This is a genomic window from Bacillus kexueae (genome assembly GCF_022809095.1).
Lineage (GTDB): Bacteria > Bacillota > Bacilli > Bacillales > Aeribacillaceae > Bacillus_BZ > Bacillus_BZ kexueae.
In genome coordinates this window covers 118,482-137,591 of sequence record NZ_JALAZE010000004.1, presented here as the reverse complement: position 1 = coordinate 137,591, position 19,110 = coordinate 118,482, and the positions used below count along the sequence as shown (strand labels likewise).

At 39.2% G+C, this 19,110-nt stretch carries 17 protein-coding genes; 10 read left to right on the top strand and 7 right to left on the bottom strand.

Going from position 1 to position 19,110, the window contains the following annotated elements; all coding sequences use genetic code 11:
• Positions 1-4: 4 nt before the first annotated feature.
• Positions 5-961 carry an L-threonine 3-dehydrogenase gene (locus tag ML543_RS09775; RefSeq protein WP_243387163.1) on the top strand — a complete coding sequence of 319 codons (957 nt, stop codon included), beginning with the start codon at positions 5-7 and terminating at the stop codon, positions 959-961.
• 284 nt (positions 962-1,245) lie between these two features.
• On the opposite strand, the gene ML543_RS09770 is transcribed toward ML543_RS09775, so the two are convergent.
• Positions 1,246-2,805, bottom strand: coding sequence for a BCCT family transporter (locus tag ML543_RS09770; protein ID WP_243387162.1), 1,560 nt, complete (start codon positions 2,803-2,805; stop codon positions 1,246-1,248).
• Positions 2,806-3,169: 364 nt separating this feature from the next.
• On the opposite strand from ML543_RS09770, the gene ML543_RS09765 reads away from it, so the two are divergent.
• A complete protein-coding gene (locus tag ML543_RS09765) occupies positions 3,170-4,426 on the top strand; it encodes an L-cysteine desulfidase family protein (protein WP_243387253.1) in 1,257 nt (418 codons plus the stop codon).
• A 335-nt stretch (positions 4,427-4,761) separates the two neighbouring features.
• Here ML543_RS09765 and ML543_RS09760 read toward each other — a convergent pair whose 3' ends face one another.
• Positions 4,762-5,223, bottom strand: a complete 462-nt coding sequence (locus tag ML543_RS09760; RefSeq protein WP_243387161.1) for a DinB family protein — start codon at positions 5,221-5,223, stop codon at positions 4,762-4,764.
• 44 nt (positions 5,224-5,267) lie between these two features.
• Entirely contained in the window at positions 5,268-6,287 is a 1,020-nt protein-coding gene (locus ML543_RS09755) for a YeiH family protein (protein WP_243387160.1), read from the bottom strand.
• A gap of 115 nt (positions 6,288-6,402) precedes the next feature.
• Here ML543_RS09755 and ML543_RS09750 point away from each other — a divergent pair, with 115 nt between their 5' ends.
• Entirely contained in the window at positions 6,403-7,287 is an 885-nt protein-coding gene (locus ML543_RS09750) for a LysR family transcriptional regulator (protein ID WP_243387252.1), read from the top strand.
• Between the two features lie 357 nt (positions 7,288-7,644).
• Here the strand turns inward: ML543_RS09750 and ML543_RS09745 are convergent, their stop codons facing one another.
• Positions 7,645-8,922, bottom strand: coding sequence for a YjiH family protein (locus tag ML543_RS09745; RefSeq protein ID WP_243387251.1), 1,278 nt, complete (start codon positions 8,920-8,922; stop codon positions 7,645-7,647).
• Between the two features lie 367 nt (positions 8,923-9,289).
• Here ML543_RS09745 and nfsA point away from each other — a divergent pair, with 367 nt between their 5' ends.
• The 6 genes from nfsA to ML543_RS09715 all read left to right on the top strand — a co-directional run bounded on the left by nfsA (position 9,290) and on the right by ML543_RS09715 (position 15,783).
• Positions 9,290-10,039 carry an oxygen-insensitive NADPH nitroreductase gene (gene nfsA / locus ML543_RS09740; protein WP_243387250.1) on the top strand — a complete coding sequence of 250 codons (750 nt, stop codon included), beginning with the start codon at positions 9,290-9,292 and terminating at the stop codon, positions 10,037-10,039.
• 629 nt (positions 10,040-10,668) lie between these two features.
• On the top strand, positions 10,669-11,652 hold the full coding sequence (gene qoxA / locus ML543_RS09735; RefSeq protein ID WP_243387159.1) for a cytochrome aa3 quinol oxidase subunit II: 984 nt from the start codon (positions 10,669-10,671) through the stop codon (positions 11,650-11,652).
• 17 nt (positions 11,653-11,669) lie between these two features.
• On the top strand, positions 11,670-13,637 hold the full coding sequence (gene qoxB, locus ML543_RS09730) for a cytochrome aa3 quinol oxidase subunit I (RefSeq protein WP_243387158.1): 1,968 nt from the start codon (positions 11,670-11,672) through the stop codon (positions 13,635-13,637).
• Positions 13,638-13,641: 4 nt separating this feature from the next.
• On the top strand, positions 13,642-14,286 hold the full coding sequence (gene qoxC / locus ML543_RS09725) for a cytochrome aa3 quinol oxidase subunit III (RefSeq protein ID WP_243387157.1): 645 nt from the start codon (positions 13,642-13,644) through the stop codon (positions 14,284-14,286).
• Positions 14,286-14,579, top strand: a complete 294-nt coding sequence (gene qoxD, locus ML543_RS09720; protein WP_243387156.1) for a cytochrome aa3 quinol oxidase subunit IV — start codon at positions 14,286-14,288, stop codon at positions 14,577-14,579. Before qoxC ends, qoxD begins: the two co-directional genes overlap by 1 nt.
• A 472-nt stretch (positions 14,580-15,051) precedes the next feature.
• Entirely contained in the window at positions 15,052-15,783 is a 732-nt protein-coding gene (locus ML543_RS09715; RefSeq protein ID WP_243387155.1) for a TrmH family RNA methyltransferase, read from the top strand.
• 41 nt (positions 15,784-15,824) lie between these two features.
• Here ML543_RS09715 and ML543_RS09710 read toward each other — a convergent pair whose 3' ends face one another.
• Both ML543_RS09710 and ML543_RS09705 read right to left on the bottom strand, forming a co-directional pair.
• Complete coding sequence (locus ML543_RS09710) at positions 15,825-16,667, bottom strand: SDR family oxidoreductase (RefSeq protein WP_243387154.1); 843 nt, start codon at positions 16,665-16,667, stop codon at positions 15,825-15,827.
• A 121-nt stretch (positions 16,668-16,788) separates the two neighbouring features.
• Positions 16,789-17,070 carry a biotin/lipoyl attachment domain-containing protein gene (locus ML543_RS09705; RefSeq protein WP_243387153.1) on the bottom strand — a complete coding sequence of 94 codons (282 nt, stop codon included), beginning with the start codon at positions 17,068-17,070 and terminating at the stop codon, positions 16,789-16,791.
• 350 nt (positions 17,071-17,420) lie between these two features.
• Here ML543_RS09705 and ML543_RS09700 point away from each other — a divergent pair, with 350 nt between their 5' ends.
• Positions 17,421-18,110 carry a uracil-DNA glycosylase gene (locus ML543_RS09700; protein ID WP_243387152.1) on the top strand — a complete coding sequence of 230 codons (690 nt, stop codon included), beginning with the start codon at positions 17,421-17,423 and terminating at the stop codon, positions 18,108-18,110.
• 38 nt (positions 18,111-18,148) lie between these two features.
• On the opposite strand, the gene speE is transcribed toward ML543_RS09700, so the two are convergent.
• On the bottom strand, positions 18,149-19,000 hold the full coding sequence (speE, locus tag ML543_RS09695) for a polyamine aminopropyltransferase (RefSeq protein WP_243387151.1): 852 nt from the start codon (positions 18,998-19,000) through the stop codon (positions 18,149-18,151).
• Positions 19,001-19,110: the final 110 nt, after the last annotated feature.

Sequence of the window (19,110 nt, the reverse complement as noted above, 5' to 3'; positions counted from 1 at the left end):
GAACATGAAGAAAATTTTAATTACCGGTGCGCTCGGACAAATTGGTTCAGAGCTTACGATGAAAATGCGTGAAGTATATGGAAATGATCATGTCATTGCAACAGATATTCGTGAAACAGAAAGCGATGTTGTTCAATCTGGTCCGTTTGAATTATTAGATGTAACAGATGCAGATAAAATGTTTGAGATTGCAAAAAAATATGACGTTGATACTGTCATTCATTTAGCTGCCCTTCTTTCAGCGACAGCTGAAGCGAAGCCGCTACTTGCATGGAATTTAAACATGGGTGGACTAGTGAATGCATTAGAAGTAGCTCGTGAATTACGCTGCCAGTTTTTCACGCCAAGTTCAATTGGTGCATTCGGACCTACTACACCAAAAGACCAAACACCTCAAGACACAATTCAGCGCCCGACGACGATGTACGGTGTAAATAAAGTATCGGGTGAGTTGTTATGTGACTATTACTACTACAAGTTTGGTGTCGACACACGCGGACTACGTTTCCCAGGTTTAATTTCGTACGTAACACCACCAGGGGGCGGTACGACGGATTACGCTGTGGAAATTTATTATGATGCAATTAAAAAGGGTTCATACACTTCTTATATTGCGAAAGGAACATACATGGATATGATGTATATGCCGGACGCTTTAAACGCCATTATTCAGTTAATGGAAGCAGACCCTTCAAAATTAAAGCACCGCAACTCATTTAACGTGACGGCAATGAGCATTGAGCCAGAAGATGTAGCGGCTGCAATTCGTAAGGTAATGCCTGACTTTACGATGACTTATGATGTCGATCCTGTTCGTCAAGGAATTGCAGAGAGCTGGCCAAACTCCATTGATGCGACGGCGGCAAAAGAAGAGTGGGGCTTCAAAGCGGAGTATGATTTAGATAAAATGACCGTTGATATGTTAGAGAAGTTAAAAAAGAAAAAGAGCCTTGTAGGGTAAATCATTTAAAAAAGACCCAAGAGATGTTGATTTCTCAACACTTCTTGGGTCTACTTTGTTCTTGTTACAGAAAGTTTACGTTCAATAAAGTGTTAACGTATTCTCTTTACAGTTTTTTTTGGTGTCTAGCTCCAAGCGCCATCGGCTCGGGTCGCTTCGGCCCTGCTGTGGCGACGGAAGCCTCCTCGCAGGTCCTCCAGCGCCCTTCGCCCAATGACTTGCGCTTTGCGCATTTCTTAACTCTATACGGAACGATAGGTGTGCGCTTTAGCGTAGCCATCTGATCATGAAACTTTTTTCTTCGCCATTCGTTCTTTTCGTTTCTTTTCCAACAAGTCTTTATTGACAATTTTTAAGAACGAAATTGAAAGCATCGTTACAATTACAATAAGCGGAAATCCTCCGACAATACTTGCGGTTTGTAATGTTGACAGTCCTCCAATATACATTAAAGTAAGTGGGAGAATGGCCAAAGCGAATGCCCAGAAGAGGCGATTCCAACGGAGTGGCTCATCCGTTACTTCTTTTTGAACAACGGAGGCTAAAATGTAAGAGCCAGAATCAAACGTTGTTGCTAAGAAAATAATTGCTAATAAACTGAACACAGCAATTAATAGACTGCTAAAAGGTAATTGACTTAAAATACCCATGATTGCTGCTGGGGCACCTTGTTCATTAAGCACAGAAATAACAGAATATTGTCCAGTTAGCTCTAAATAAAGTCCGAAATTTCCGAGTATTCCGAAGAATAAAAGACATCCAATCGACCCGTATAAGATGGTTCCGAGTACCATTTGACGAATCGTACGACCTCGAGAAATTTTTGCGACAAACAACCCAACAAAAGGAGCATATACGAGCCACCAAGCCCAATAGAAAACCGTCCATGATTCCGGGAATCCCGTTCGGTCAAAAGGACCTAAATCGTTAAATGGCTCTGTCCATGTTGCCATTTTGAAGAAGTTATCAAGCATGTAGCCTAAACTACTAATGGATGTTTCGGCCATAAATAAGGTTGGTCCGGTGATAAAGATAAAGCCAAGTAAAAGAACGGCAAGCCATAAGTTCAAGTCGCTCAAAACTTTAATGCCTTTCCGTAACCCAGAGTACGCACTTGCTGCGAAAATGAATGTACAAATAAGTAAAATCACTGTATTCATCGTCATCGATGCTTCAATTCCTGTTAAATCTTGTACACCTGTTGCAATAAGTGGTGTTCCAAGAGCCAAAGTTGTCCCAGCACCACCGAGCAAACCGAACATAAAGAGTACGTCAATGATTTTACCTATTGGTCCATCGGCTAGTTTGCCAATAAGAGGACGGCAAGCTTCACTTATTTTTAACACAGGTTTCTTTTTCACATAATAGAAGTAGCTAATCGGAAGGGCTGGTAAACAATAGAAGGCCCATGCAATTGGTCCCCAATGGAAGAGTCCGTAAGAGGTTGCCCATTGAATCGCTTCTTTCGATTCGGGTTCGACACCAAATGGGGGTGCTGTATAATAATACGCCCATTCAATCGCTCCCCAATACAATACGCTAGATCCAATTCCAGCACAGAATAACATCGCTGCCCATGTAATCGTGGAAAACTCCGGTTTTACATGCTCCTCACCTAGCTTAATGTTTCCTATTTTACTAAAGGTAATATAACCTAAAAAGATAAGAGCTCCTAGTCCTAGTATGAGATAAAGAGAACCAAAGTTTTCTGTTAAATAACTATTTGCTGCTAGTACGATTGTTTCACCTTGCTCAGGAAACAACACGAGTGGTATCGCAATGAGTAAAAGTAATGATAATGCCCCTATGAAGGTGGGCCAATCCATCAATCGATTTTCTTTCATGAAATCCCTCACTTCCAAAAAAATATTCACAAAATTTAGTTTACCTTAAATTTTAATAATGTTAAAATTTTATATTTAGTGATTAAAATAGATTGAATAAGATAAAATGCGGTCACTTTCGTTGAACAAGACTATTCATACATTTCCTATCGAATACGCTTAAATCGTCTCGTATACTCACGATTTGCACCTCCTATTTTCTCTTCGTCGGTTACATTTACCCACTTTTCATCAATTTGAAACAAAAAAGGAAAATTTTTTTTAAGAAAAATACAAAATGGGTTCAGTGCCCGAATCTAATTCATGCTATATTGAAAAGTACATGCATGAAGTACTGAGGTGAACAAATGTGAAACATCATCTGATGCAAATTTTAACAAAAGAACTTTCAGTCGCTTTAGGGTGTACGGAACCTGCTGCCATCGCGTTAGCTGCAGCGACAGCAAGAGAGAAACTGACTGATGAGTTAATTCGTATCGATGTGAAGGCGAGCGGGAATATCATTAAAAATGCAAAAGCAGTAGGTATTCCAGGGATGACTGAGCGCGGAATTGAATTTGTTGCTGCATTAGGCGCTCTTTTTGGGAACCCTTCTAAAGAATTAGAAGTGCTAGAAGGATTAACAGAAATGCACGAAGAAAGAGCAAAGCGGTTTGTTCAGGAAGGAAATGTCTGCTTAGCAATCGCAAGCAGTGAAAAAAAGCTCTACATTGAAATTATTGCTTTCTCTAAACGAGAGGAAGTCAAAGTCGTTATAGCAGACCGTCATAATGATATAGTCTCAATTGAGAGAAACGGGGAATCATTATTTAAGGGTGGATGTGAAAATCCACAATTTAAATCAAAGGAAGAAGAGTTAAAAAATCTATCCATCGACACTATTTTTGAGTTTGTTCAAACGGTAGACGTATCGTCACTTGAACTGGTGAAAAAAAGCATCGAACTTAATAAAAGAATTGGAAAAGAAGGTTTAACGAAAGAATATGGGCTGCAAGTGGGAAAAACGATCCGACAAAACGTGGAAAAAGGGTGGCTATCAGACGATTTAGCTACACGTGCGATGTCCCTTGCTGCTGCTGGTTCAGATGCTAGAATGGCCGGTTCTACCATGCCTGTTATGGCCAATACTGGTAGTGGAAATCAAGGAATCGCTGTGACGTTGCCGGTTGTCGCAGTTGGAGAGAAATTAGGTGTCTCAGAAGAAATGTTAATTCGAGCAGTGGCATTAAGCCACCTCGTTACCATTCACATTAAGTCAAAATTCGGTCGCTTATCCGCCTTATGTGGAGTGACCGTGGCAGGTATGGGGGCTAGCGCTGCCATTACGTATTTACTCGGGGGGACAATCAAACAAATAAAAGGTTCGATTCAAAATACCATTGGAAATGTATCAGGAATGGTTTGCGACGGGGCAAAGGCAGGCTGTGCGATGAAAGTCGCGACGTGTTCAAATGTAGCCGTACAATCAGCCTTACTTGCCATCAATAACCAATCCATTCAATCTACTGATGGCTTCATCGCTAGTGACGTAGAGAAGACGATTGATAACTTCTGTACGCTCGGCAATGAGGGGACAAGACAGACAGACGAAGTGTTGTTACAATTGATGGTCAATAAATAAGTACTGGTCTTAGACAAAGTAAAAGAGGATTTTTTCACTCACTAAGAAGAGCTTTGTTTTAAAAAATATATACTCTTAATCAAGAAAGACGGACTTTCTTAACGGTTTCGTCCTGTCCGTCTTTCGCTTTATAAAGTTGGTTAGTCCAAGCAACTCCATGTTTACGAAAGGCTCTTTTCTTAAAAGATTGTTGTTTTTAGTGCATTATTTAAAATCATATTAACACTATGTAATGAAGCGGAGGACACTTGACTCCAGCGGGATGTAAAGGAATGCAAGTGTCTGGAGCTTAATATTAAAATGGCTGAAAAAGCAACAATGTTGACCAAAACAGGCTATGTTAATGAACGTTGAATACTTTTAATAACCCCTTGGTGTATTCCCTCGTGATAAAGATGAAAATGTAGTGCATCTTCTACAGTGTTCAATGTTAATGGTCCAACCGTGATTGGTTGAGGTAATGCATCGGTTAAATGCTTCTCCAATTCTTTTTCAAGTTCCTTTTGTTGATTTTCCAGTAACGAAATAAGGTCAAGGAAAGCAGGTGGAGTTGACGCATACTCTCTCGGACTCGTACCAAATTTAAATAACGGAATAAAAGAGGCCGATTTTAATTCTGGTAGCAAATGTTGAAAGAAGATTCCTTCACTAACGAGAATATGTCCTGCATTCCAGCGGATTGAATTGTTGTGACCCTTTGGAATTTCATCTACGACGTTTTCGTCGATTGATTTTAATAATTGTAGCGTTCCCATGCGAACAAATCGGTAGTATTCCATTAATGCTTCTGAATTCATTTTTCCACCTCCATATTTTCTATTTTAACGATAGCATGAACTGTTTATAAACTCACCCATAAAGTCAAACCTGACAATAAAATAGATGTAAAGATGAGTGCCAATAACGGTCGAAACGCTTTTTCTTTTACTTGTTTCAAGTGAACGTTTAAACCGAGACCAACCATTGCCATCGTCAGTAAAAAAGATGAAATAAAGGCAATAGGTTCAAACAGCTTTTGTAAGTTGAACGGTTCATATGCTGTAATCAAGCTTCCGATAATACTCATACAAACGAAGCCGATTAAAAACCACGGAAACGGTATGGATGCATTTTCGTCATTGTTTCCTTTTCGTTTCATCCAATACATGAGGACAAAACATAATGGAATTAATAGAAATACTCGACCGAGTTTAGCAAGCAGTGCTATTGCGATGGCATCCTCTCCAGCCGGAGAAGCCGCTAATGCGACATGGGCGAGCTCATGCAGGCTAATCCCAGCCCAAATGCCGTACGCCTCTGTATTTATTGGTAGAATTGGAAGGACGAAGGTATATCCTAAAGCAAAAATTGTCCCGATAAATGCGATCATACCGACTGACATAGCGGTTTCTTCCTCTTTCGATTTTAAGATTGGAGATACTGCTGCAATGGCAGCTGCTCCACAAACTCCTGTTCCGATTCCTACTAACAAAGAAATAGTAGGATCTGCTTTTAACTTTTTTCCAACCCAAATCGTCAATAAAATAGCAAAGATAATCACAAGTGCATCGATGGCTACGAGTCCAAGCCCTTCTTGAATAATAAGCTGTATATTTAATTTTAACCCATATAAAACAATTGCAACGCGCAATAACTTTTTGGCCGTGAAGTCAATACCTGTTCGCAGTTTCGTAGGATATCCCCACACTTGTCGAATGACGATGGCAAGTAGAATCGAAATGGCCATCGGTCCTACTTTTTGGAATCCAGGTAAGAATGCAAGGCCCCATCCAATCGCTGCAATGAGAATGGTAAAGCCAATTCCGCCAACCTTCTGTAGCAGAAAAGGAGTCTGTACTTGATGAGCCAAAGGTGTTTCCATGAAGTTCACTCCTTTTTTATACTTGTTTCTTTTAGCTTATGGCAATTTTAATAATAAGGGAAATAAATTATAGATATAATTATGATAAGTAAATACTTATGATTGGGGGAACATGATGGATCAGTCTTTGGAAGTTTTTGTGAAAGTCGTAGAAGAAAAAAATTTCTCCAAAGCGGCTGAAATCTTACATATGACCCAGCCAGCTGTCAGTCAATATATTCAAAGCTTAGAGAGACAATTGGGTGTAAAACTATTAGAAAGAACGAACAAATACGTACGGCTTAATCAAGCGGGGGAAATCGTTTATGCACATGCAAAGGAGATATTATTTCTAAAAGCTAAAATGGCAAGGATTCTTGATGATTTAAAAAATGAGGCAAGTGGTGAATTGCGTATTGGAGCAAGCTATACCTTCGGTGAATACGTTTTACCGACGATTGTTGCGTCATTACGAGAGAAATACTCGTCCATCACTCCAAAGATCACGATTGGGAACTCTAAAGAAGTATCCGATCTCGTCGCCCAAAATCAGCTCGATATTGGACTAATTGAATCTAAATACCGAAAAAAAGGGTTAGTGATAGAACCGTTCGCAACCGATACATTACACGTATTTGTTTCACCGATGCACCCTTTAGCTCAGAAAGAATGTATATCGTTAGAAGATTTACAAGAAGTAACGTGGATTGTTCGAGAAGAAGGTTCTGGAACGAGAGAAGCCGCGGATATGTTGTTTCATTACTTAGGTCTTGAAGATGTCAATATAATGGAGTTCGGAAGTACACAAGTTATAAAAGAGTCCGTTGAAGCAGGCTTAGGAATCACATTTCTATCTCAATGGACGGTTCGAAAAGAATTGATGTTAAATACATTAACGATGCTCCCTGTCCGTCATACCCCGTTTGCTCGTTCATTTTCACTCGTAAAACCGACCTCTACTTTTGAAACAAAGGCCGTGACGGTCTTTACTGATTTATTAATAGAAGAAATGAGGAAGTAAAGGCTAGGGAAACAAAAAGAGTAGTCTGATAAGGTTCTTAACCTACCGACGGCAGTTAGAAACAGTACGAGCTGAAGCTAGAAAGGCCTTCTTTGAGGAAAGCATCAGCCATCAGAAGAGATGAACCGATTTTTATTTACGATAAAAAAGAGGCTGTACTTTTTGGACAGCCTCTTTCTCATTGTTACAGAAAGTTTAAGTTCAATAAAGTGTTAAAGTATTCTCTTTACCGTTTTTTTGGTGTCTAGCTCCAAGCGCCATCAGCTCGGGTCGCTTCGGCCCTGCTGTGGCGACGAAAGCCTCCTCGCAGGTCCTCCAGCGCCCTTCGCCGATAAGCGGACCCTTTGCGCTTTTCTATTAAAAGATAAAATGTGCAATTAATACAATGACAGGAAGTGTAATTAGTGTACGAATAATGAAAATAAGTACTAAGTCGACAAATGACACTGGAATTTTTGAACCTAATAGTAATCCACCCACTTCAGACATGTAAATGAGCTGAGTGACAGATACAGAGGCAACGATAAAGCGAGTCATCTCACTTTCAATTCCGGTTCCGATGATGGCTGGCAAGAACATGTCAGCAAATCCGATAATTAATGTTTCAGATGCTGCTTGCGCCTCAGGTACTTGCATTAGTTCAAGAAGTGGGATAAATGGTACGCCTAACCATTTAAATACTGGTGTAAACTCTGCAATGATAAGAGCAAGTGTACCTAATGCCATAACGATAGGAGCAACACCCATCCACATATCAATGACATTTTTAGCCCCTTGATTTAAGAAGTTTGTAAAACTTTTGTTTTTCTCCGCAGCTTTTACAGCTTGTGAAATACCAAAGGAAAAAGAATTATACCCTTCAGGAATGACTTCATCTGTACCTTCAGCTTTTTTCCCTTGATAGTACGTATTCGGCTTACGAGATAGCGGTGGAATACGTGGCATAATAATCGCAGCTACGAATCCTGCAGCTAAAATCGTGAAGTAAAACGGAACAAACATATGCCCTAAACCAATTTCTGAAATGACAACTAAGCTAAATGTGATCGAAACGACAGAGAATGTTGTACCGATAATAGCCGCTTCACGTTTCGTGTAATAGCCTTCTTCATATTGTTTGCTCGTTAAAAGAACACCAATCGTTCCATCTCCTAACCAAGATGCAACACAATCAATAGCAGAACGGCCTGGTAGTTTAAATAGCGGACGCATGACCTTTGTTAAAAGTGCACCGAATAATTCTAATAAACCGAAGTTTAATAGTAATGGTAAGAATAAACCTGCGAATAAAAATACAGCAAATAATACAGGGAGTAACCCTTCAAGTAGTAACCCACCTGTTCCTTCAGACCAAATGGCTTCAGGACCAATTTTGTACAACGTCATGACCGCAAAGATTACCGCTAAAATACGAGCGACAACCCAAACGATGTTAACATCAAATAACGTGACCCAAAAAGGACGATTCATGATAAAAGAAGGTCTGAATAACTTTGTAACGATAGTCCCTACTAACGTGAGTGTAATAATCACAGTCATAATAGCTGGGATTGAAGAACCTAAAAGATTTTGTAACCATCCAGATAGAATAGCGATAGGGATAGTTACATTCCCATCATAAGAGATTGGTATCATAAATAGGCTTATACCTATTAAAGACGGAATAAGGAAAAGTAAAAGGCCTTGTAAAGATAATTTATTTTCCAAGGTAACAGCTCCTTTACACACAAATTTATAATTATGAAAGCAAACTTATTTTAATACAATAATATGCATTTTCACAAGAGGGAATTTAATAAATGTAAAATTTTTATTAAGTATGGAGAAAACAACTGATAGAAAGCGCTTTCTTAAGTCAAAAAGAATTATAACAAATATTCTTAAAAATTAAAACGTTTACAAAACATTATTTTAAAATAATTCAGAAAAATAGAACCGATTACATGATATAAAGTAAAGGAAAAGGTACAATAGAGGAAAAACGACTGGGAGGAGAAAAATGATGAACGAAGTCATTCAAACGCTCTTGAATCACCGATCTATTCGAAGCTTTACAGAAGAGGCGTTGTCAGAAGAACAAATTCGTTTAATTGTTCAAAGTGCCCAACAAGCATCCACTTCAAGTTATATGCAAGCATACTCCATTATCGGTGTGAAAAAGAAAGAGACAAAAGAAAAATTAGCTGAGCTTGCGGGGAACCAATCGTATGTGGCCCAAAATGGTCACTTATTCATTTTTTGTGCAGACCTTTATCGTCATGAATTGGCCAGTCAAATGGAGGGAGTTGATGTAAAGGACTCCTTACAATCAACAGAAAAATTTATGGTTGCGTTAATTGATGCTGCATTAGCTGCTCAAAATGCAGCCATAGCCGCTGAGTCTATGGGGTTAGGAATCTGCTATATCGGCGGTATTCGAAATAATAGCGAAAAAGTTAGTGAGGTTTTAAAGCTTCCAAACCTTGTGATCCCGCTCTTTGGTCTAGTCGTTGGTTACCCTTCAAGGCAATCAAGCCAAAAGCCACGCCTACCACTGGGACATATATATCATGAAGAGCACTATGAGCAAAATACTGATTCGTACATAGAAGAATTAGAGACATACAATGAAATCATTCAAACTTATTACAAGGAAAGAACGAATGGAGTACGTTCTGACACGTGGACACAACAAATGACAACAATGTTAGCCCAACCTAAGCGACTATATATGAAGGAATTTGTTCAAAAAAGAGGGTTTACACTAAAATAATAGTTCGTTAGAGGCTGTCAGAAAAATTCTTTAAAAGGAATGATGGACGAAAAGACGCGGAAAGCGAATTTAATTTACGATAAAAAAGGCTGTACTTTTGAACAGCCTTTTTTTTGTTGTTACAGAAAGTTTAAGTTCAATAAAGTGTTAAAGTATTCTCTTTACCGTTTTTTTTTGGTGTCTAGCTCCAAGCGCCATCATCCCGGGTCGCTTCGGCCCTGCTGTGGCGACGGAAGCCTCCTCGCAGGTTCTCCAGCGCCCTTCGCCTAAGGACTTGCGCTTTGAGCTTTTCTTATGTCAAAAAGCGGGTATAAACAAATTGTGAACGAAATAATTCTTAAAAAATTATTTTATTCCAAAAATATTTTCCAATGATACAAATACATTCCAAAAAACAAAGGATGTAAGCGTAATTATTTCCTATTAAGGGTTTTATTTACCTAATTTGTGTCGGAAATGTGACGGAAATTTTACAAAAATATTATTGATTTTTGAATGTTTCTTGAACATAGCTAATTTTTGAGGTAATTTGTGATATATTTCACTTATTAAGACGAAAAGTTGCTTTACGATAGTTGATTTGTGATTTGAAAATAGATGTGTTGGAGAGGAAAGGAGAGTGAACAGCAGTGTTACAAAAAATGAAAGTTTATGCATTAGCACTGGTTGGCCTTATGTCGCTTTTTCTAGCTGGATGTAGCGATTACGTCATGTTCGATCCAAAAGGTCCGATTGCGGAAACTCAACGTGACTTAATCATGTACTCCATTTGGTTTATGTTATTCATTATGGTTGTTGTGTACGTAATCTTTGCGTTTGTGTTGGTGAAATATCGTGACCGCAAAGGATACAATGCGAAAGACCATGATCCGCATATGCACGGCAGCTTAAAGCTTGAAATTATCTGGACAGTTATTCCACTACTAATTGTTATCGCATTGGCTGTTCCGAATGGTAAAGCCTTATACGAATTTGTCAATCCACCAGAATCTTCTGCAGGAAAAGAGCCGATTGTAATTCATGCTACGGCAGTAGACTGGAAATGGATTTTTAGCTATGAGGAAGAAAATATTGAAACAGTTAACTATGTTAACGTTCCAGAAGATACACCAATCTTGTTTAAAGTAACAGCTGCAGATTCGATGGCGTCTTTCTGGGTACCTCAGATTGGTGGCCAAATTTACGGAATGCCAGGAATGGTAAATAACTTATATTTACAAGCAGATGAGCCAGGTGAGTACGAAGGACGTAACTCGAACTTCACAGGTAGACAAATGACTCATCAAACTTTCCGTTTCGTTGCATTAGAAGAAGAAGAATACGCTCAATGGGTAAAAGAAACACAAGAAACGGCTCCTGAATTAACAGAAGTTCAGTACGAACAGTTAATCTTACCAGGTACGGTCGAAGAGATGACGTTCTCTAATACACACTTAGATATCGTAGACCACGGTGTGGACTCAGGTGTGTATGCTATGAACATTCGTGAAAAATACGGCGTAACAATTGATCCTCATGGGGCAGAATCACATGAAGAGAGCCATGATGAAGGACATGATGCTCATGAAGATCATGCAGATCATTCAGATGAAGAACACGCTCATCATGAATAAGAAAGGAGGAAGACAGCATGTTTCAATTTATTAAAGATAACTTAATTTTGAATGACCCGTTAATTATCGGGGCGAACATTTCCATCGTGTTAACGGTTATCGGGATTGTATCGGCTTTAACGTATTTCAAAAAATGGAAATGGCTTTGGACAGAGTGGTTGACAACGGTTGACCATAAGAAAATCGGGATTATGTATATTATTGCTGCGATCCTCATGCTTTTCCGTGGGGGAGTCGATGCCCTATTAATGAGAGCGCAGTTAACGGTACCAAATAACGAATTCTTATCTTCTCAACATTACAACGAGATCTTTACAACACATGGTACCATCATGATTATTTTTATGGCGATGCCATTTATTATGGGTTTAATGAACGTCGTTGTACCTTTACAGATTGGTGCACGTGACGTAGCATTCCCATACTTAAACGCACTTAGTTTCTGGTCGTTCTTCTTCGGAGCAATGTTATTTAACATTTCATTCGTATTCGGAGGTTCTCCTGATGCGGGATGGACGAACTACGCTCCGCTAGCAATCGAAGGAAGTCCTGGACCAGGAATTAACTACTATTTATTAGGTTTACAGATTTCAGGTATCGGTACTCTTTTAACAGGTATTAACTTTATCGTTACGATTATTAAAATGCGTGCTCCTGGTATGACGCTTATGCGTATGCCGATGTTTACTTGGACGACATTAATTACAGCATTTATTATCGTATTCGCATTCCCAGTATTAACGGTAGCATTAGCATTAATGACATTTGACCGTTTGTTTGGCACACACTTCTTTACACTAGCAGATGGCGGTATGCCAATGCTTTGGTCGAACCTTTTCTGGATTTGGGGACACCCTGAAGTGTACATTGTTATCTTGCCAGCTTTCGGTATTTTCTCTGAAATTATTGCTGCTTTTGCAAGAAAAACGTTATTCGGTTATAAATCAATGGTCATTTCCATTGTGACGATTTCTTTACTAAGCTTTATCGTATGGGTTCACCACTTCTTTACAATGGGTGGTAGCGCAGCGGTAAACAACGTATTCTCCATTACAACAATGGCGATTTCCATCCCAACGGGGATTAAGATCTTTAACTGGTTATTTACGATGTATAAAGGTCGTATTGAATTAAAGACGCCTATGTTATGGGCTGTTGGATTTATTCCAACTTTCGTAATCGGTGGGGTTACAGGTGTTATGCTTGGTATGGCAGCTGCTGACTTCCAATTCCATAACACTTATTTCTTAGTGGCACACTTCCATTACACATTAATTGCAGGTACGGTATTTGCGTGTTTTGCAGGTCTTGTGTTCTGGTATCCAAAAATGTTTGGTCATCGATTAAACGAACGTATCGGAAAATGGACGTTCTGGTTATTTACAATTGGATTTAATGTATGTTTCTTACCGCAATTCCTATTAGGATTTGATGGTATGCCACGTCGTATTTACACGTACGGTCCTGAACAAGACTGGACATTCTTAAACGTTGTATCTACGATTGGTGCGATTGGAATGGGTCTTGGATTCTTAGTTCTAGTTTACAACGTGATTTACAGCTATCGTTTTGCTGAACGCGATGCAACAGGTGACCCTTGGAACGTCGGTCGTACGTTAGAGTGGGCTACGACATCAGCTGTGCCACCGCACTATAACTTTGCGGTTGTTCCTGAAGTAAAAGGCTTAGACGCGTTCTTAATCATGAAAGAAGAACAAAAAGCCGGCAAACAGCCAAAAGTCGAATACAAGCCAATTCACATGCCAAGCTATGTTGCTACTCCATTTATTATGTCTGTCTTCTTCTTTGTCGCAGGCTTCGGTTTAGTCTTCGAATTATGGTGGATGGCGATCTTAGGTGGAGCAGGTACACTTGGTTGTATGGTATATCGTTCATTACGTTCTCATATTGAAGACGAAGGTTTCTATGTGAGTGTGGAAGAGATTTTGGAAACTGAAAAAATTGATCACTATAAGGAGGCGTGAGGTAATGGCACATACGAATGAACATGTAAGTCCTAACACGCCCTTGGAATATCGCTCGAGCATTGGCCGATTAAATATATTCGGATTCTGGATTTTCTTGGGTGCAGAGGTTGCATTATTCGCGACCATTTTTGCGACATACTTTACGATTTACGGTTATACAGTTGGTGGGGAGCATGGACATCATTCTGTCCATGGTCCAATGCCAGGTGAGCTTTTTGAGATTGAAGGCACACTTATTATGACGTTAATTCTATTAACGAGTAGTTTTACGTGTGGATTAGCCATTCATGAAATGCGTAAGCAAAACGTTAAGTGGATGAATTTCTGGCTCATCGTTACGTTACTGTTCGGTTTAGCGTTTTTAGTGATGGAAATTCAAGAGTTTATCCATTATGTACATGAAGGTGCGTCATTAGGTACAAATGCATTCTGGTCGTCCTTCTACATTTTAACGGGAACACACGGATTGCACGTTACGCTTGGAATTGGTTGGATGATTTTAATCCTTCTTCAAGTTATGAAAAGAGGTTTAACACCTGATACGGCGAAGAAAGTCTTTATCTCCAGTTTATACTGGCACTTCTTAGACTTCATTTGGATCTTCGTGTTCACAGGCGTTTACCTATTAGGATTGGTGGGATCTTAATGAAACAGAATGATAATCATAAATTCCCGTGGTCACATATCGTCGGTTTTGTACTTTCCATTGCCTTGACGTTTTTAGCGATTGGTGTTGCACTATACACTGATTTATCTATGACGGCTATCGTCATTATTATCTTCTTATTTGCTTTCTTACAAGCAGCTGTGCAGTTATTTATGTTCATGCACATCAAAGAAGGCGATGGCTCATGGCAAGTCTTAAAAATGGCATCAGCAGCCTTCATTGCTATTGTTATTGCATACGGCTCTTATTGGGTTATGACAAATATGCACTAAAATGATAGAAGCAGTCTTCGTTTGAAGACTGCTTTTATTCTTTTCGTATCATTTTTGAGAAGTGTCCGTATCATGAAAAGTCACAAAATATTTGGAAGTCTACTTTATTTTTCATTTTTTAGGAGTAGGCATGTGTATAACATGTGATTCTGTGGATATTATGTGGAAAACTATAAATTAGTGATAAATATATTTTGTAGGGAACGTTTGTACCCACACAAAATGTGGGTAGTTTCTGTGGGTATGTGGATAACTTCTGTGGATAAACTGTTTGTATGTTGTTGATTTCTTATGAATAAGTTGGTGAGTTTTGTCACATTTTGTTGAACAATAGACATTTACGTAGAAAGAAGTATAATGTAAGATGGTTTGCCTTTTGCTAATGTGAAGGGCTTTTTTGATAGAAAACTTATCCACAACGATGGAAGGATTACGTTTTTATAGATGTTATTTGGAAGGTGAAGGAGGGAGAATGGTGAATACGATTTATGCCCAAAGTGAGTATTTACACTTTGTCTCTCAATTATTTGAGGAAGGACTGGTGGACGAAGAGGATCGTGATATTGTCGAACTCATCTTACCCGATCGATTAAAGCGTCTATACGATGTGTTAAATGAGCGGACAAGGTACATTTCTGTCCTAACAGAGGCAGTGGACGATGGCCATAATCAAGCAGCCGTGCTTCGCTCTGCAGATGCGTTTGGTATTCAAGATACAACCGTTGTAACGGGTCGAGCGGCATTTGCACCAAACGACCTTGTAACGAGAAGTGCAGATAAATGGTTAACCATCCATCATAAGCCGACAATTGAGACGGCCATCGGTGATTTGCGCCAGCAAGGATATCAAGTCTTTGCTAGTCATTTATCGGAAACAGCTGTACCGATTGAAAACCTCGATATATCCAAGCCGACCGTTCTTATTTTCGGAAATGAACATCAAGGCGTTTCAAAAGAAGCAATTGATCTAGCGGATGGTACCTTTATCATTCCAATGAGAGGGTTTGTACAAAGCTTGAACATATCTGTTGCAGCGGCGCTTGCGATGAGAGAGTTGACAGAGCGTGCGAAAAAAGAAGTAGGATCCGCCTACTACTTAACACACGAAGAGAAAAAAGAATTGTTCCGTGACTGGATGATTAAGTCGTTAAATAAAAAAGTTCGACAAATGATTCTTGATAAAAAACAGCTATATCATTATTAAAAAAGTGGAGAAACGCTCTCCACTTTTTTCTATTAATCTTCTTACCGTTGCTTTAGCTTTGAAAAGACGATTTTTTCCCATACCCTCCATGGTAAAATCGTTTTTAAGATGAGTGCTGCTTTGACACCTCTTCCAATCGGATAACGAAGCTTATGTAATGCTCTTTTTTGACAAAGAGTGACGATGAGGCTAGCGACATCTTTTGGGTCTCCAAATGTTTTTTCTTCGTTTTTAAGTTGGTTTAGTAACTGTTGTAAATAAAAACGATATGGTGAGTCGGCAGGGCTCTTTTTAGCAATGGTATCGACGACATCCCAAATGCTTGTATCGTATGAGCCAGGCTCAATTAAGGCGACATCAATTCCGAAAGGTTTTAGTTCAAGCCGTAAGCTTTCGGAATAGCCTTCAACGGCGTATTTCGATGTAACGTATGGAGATAAGGCAGGAAAACCCACCCTTCCAGAGATGCTACTCATATTAATGATTTTTCCTGACTGACGTTTTCTCATATAGGGGATGACTAATTTCGTTACCGCAATTAAACCAAAAACATTCGTGCTCCATTGTTGCTCAAATTGTTTTACGGTTAGTTCTTCGACAAAGCCACCTTCTGCGAATCCGGCGTTATTAATTAAAATATCAATGCCATCTACCGATTTGAGCCACTCTTTTAATGTTGCAAGATCTGCTGGGGACGTGACGTCTAATGGTAGAATGGTGATTCGATCCTTCACATTCGCTTCATGCGCCTGTTTTAAAAGGTTGTCTTTCTTGTCTAAATTTCTCATCGATGCGTATACATGAAAGTTTGCTTTCGCTAATTCAATAGCCGTTAGCAATCCAAATCCACTTGACGCACCTGTAATGAATACAGTTTTACTCAATTGAAATAATCCTCCGTCTCTAGCATGTATTAAAACTGAATCTAAATACAAATAGCCCCAGAAAAACAGGGGCGAATCAAACTTCTCGTAAGCTTTAAATCTTTGTTAAAAATGTCTTAAATTAATCACTACCAGAAGCCATTATGTCTTCTTCTATGTAGGCGATGACAGCTCCTGGGACGACAGTATCTCCTTCCCTTACAGCATAGCCGTTAATGATGCCACTTACGCCTACTCGGAGTTGTATCTCTTGTCCATCTTCAGTCTGTAATAATAAGAATGGTTCCCACTCGTAAATGCGCGATTCGGCTGGTAGTAGAATGGCTTTAATCCTACCGTAAGAAGGGCTTGTCACAATTTCTTTGTTCCCCCAACGGTTCGTCATGACATCCTTATTTAACATTTTACATCATCACTCCTTTTTTGTATTACTCGTTACGTAAAGCTGGAAGCAAATGAAGGAAAAAACGAAGGTTTGTTCGAATGAATGGTATTGTTGTGTGGGTAAAGAAGAGCATACATTTCTTATCCATAGTAAAGGCTGAATTTCCAAGAGGTCTTGTTGCAGTGGTCAACTGTATAGACACACTTACCCCATACATATTCGACTTGTTTTCAACAAATACCTGTTATTTTTAGAAAAATTGTTCCATGTGAAACATTGTCGAACAGTGGTTATTGATGTCGTTTTGACAAAGGATTGGGCGAGCCGTATGATGTTCATAGTGTAGAAATGTGGAAGGAGTTTCAGCGATGAAGCAAGTGTTGAAGGATAGTTGGTGGGAGCAACTAAAAGATCAATTTGAACAACCCTATTATCAATCTTTGCGCGAATTTTTGAAGAGAGAATATGAGGAGCATACGGTGTATCCGAATATGTATGATATTTTTAATGCGCTCCATTTTACCCCTTTTGAAGATGTGAAAGTAGTCATTTTAGGTCAAGATCCATATCATGGACCAAATCAAGCGCACGGTCTAAGCTTTTCGGTCAAACCGGGTGTATCACATCCCCCATCATTACGAAATATTTTTCTTGAGTTGCAACAAGATTTAGGATATGAACCACCCAACCACGGGTATTTAGTGAAATGGGCGAAACAAGGAGTCCTTTTATTGAATACGGTGTTAACAGTGAGAAGAGGCGAAGCCAATTCACACAAAGGGAAAGGATGGGAATTGTTCACAGATGAAGTCATTCGGAAGTTAAATGCACGTCCAAAACCGATTGTCTTTATTTTATGGGGGAGACATGCCCAAGCGAAAAAAGAAATGATTGATACAACCCGTCATTTTATTATCGAATCGCCCCATCCATCACCATTTTCAGCTAATCGTGGCTTTTTTGGAAGCCGCCCTTTTTCCAAAACAAACGCCATATTAAAAGAGTTAAATGAAACAGAAATTGATTGGAGAATAACCGACGAGGATCAAGCGGAGTGATAAAGCCTCCAAGAATGCACATTCTTGGAGGCTTGTTTTTACTTAATCGCATCTTCGATAAACTGAGGGAGCTTAAAGCATCCTTCTAGAAGATCTTGACTCACATATTTCGTCTCTTTGTCAAAGTTTTGAACATGGATGTTTTCGTACTTTTTAGAACCGATTGTAAAGCTCCAAAGTCCTCCTGGGTATGTTGGAACAACCGCTGTATACGGCTTGACAATCGGGAATAACGAAGATAGGTGGGCATGAGATTGTTTGAAAACGTCCAAATGAAAAACGGGTGATTGACTTTGACAAACCATTAAGCCATCTTCTTTTAGCGCTTTCTTTAGATGGCTGTAGAATGATTTAGAAAATAATTGTTCAGCTGGTCCGATAGGGTCAGAAGAATCGACAATAATGATGTCATACTCATTTTCTTTTTCAGCTGCATATTGAACCCCGTCAATATATAAGAAATTGACACGTGGGTCGTTTAAATTACCTGATACTTCAGGTAAATACTCTTTACAAGCTTTTACGACGAGTTCATCAATTTCGACCATATCGATTTCTTTTACATTTGGATATTTACAAACTTCACGAGCAACCCCACAATCACCGCCACCGATGATGAGAACTTTTTCAGGATTTGGGTGAATACTAAGTGGAATGTGTGAAATCATCTCGTTATATATATATCCATCAGATGAAGTTGTTTGAACAACGCCATCTAATACAAGCATGCGTCCGAAGTCGTATGAGTCCAACACCATAACATGTTGGAAAGGAGACTTTTCTGAATAAAGTACCTCTTTAATCCGGTAACTAATTTTTAAATTGTCCCTTTCATCCTCTGTTAGCCACATATCGTTACCGATCTTTTGAAAGTATTGTGTTGTTTCCATGTGTACCTCCTCTTCCAATTTCAAACTGACATACGTTCCCTATTTTACAAAACAAGAAAGGGGTTGTGAATAGTTACAGTATTGTGGAAAATAGATTGTATGCATGTAAG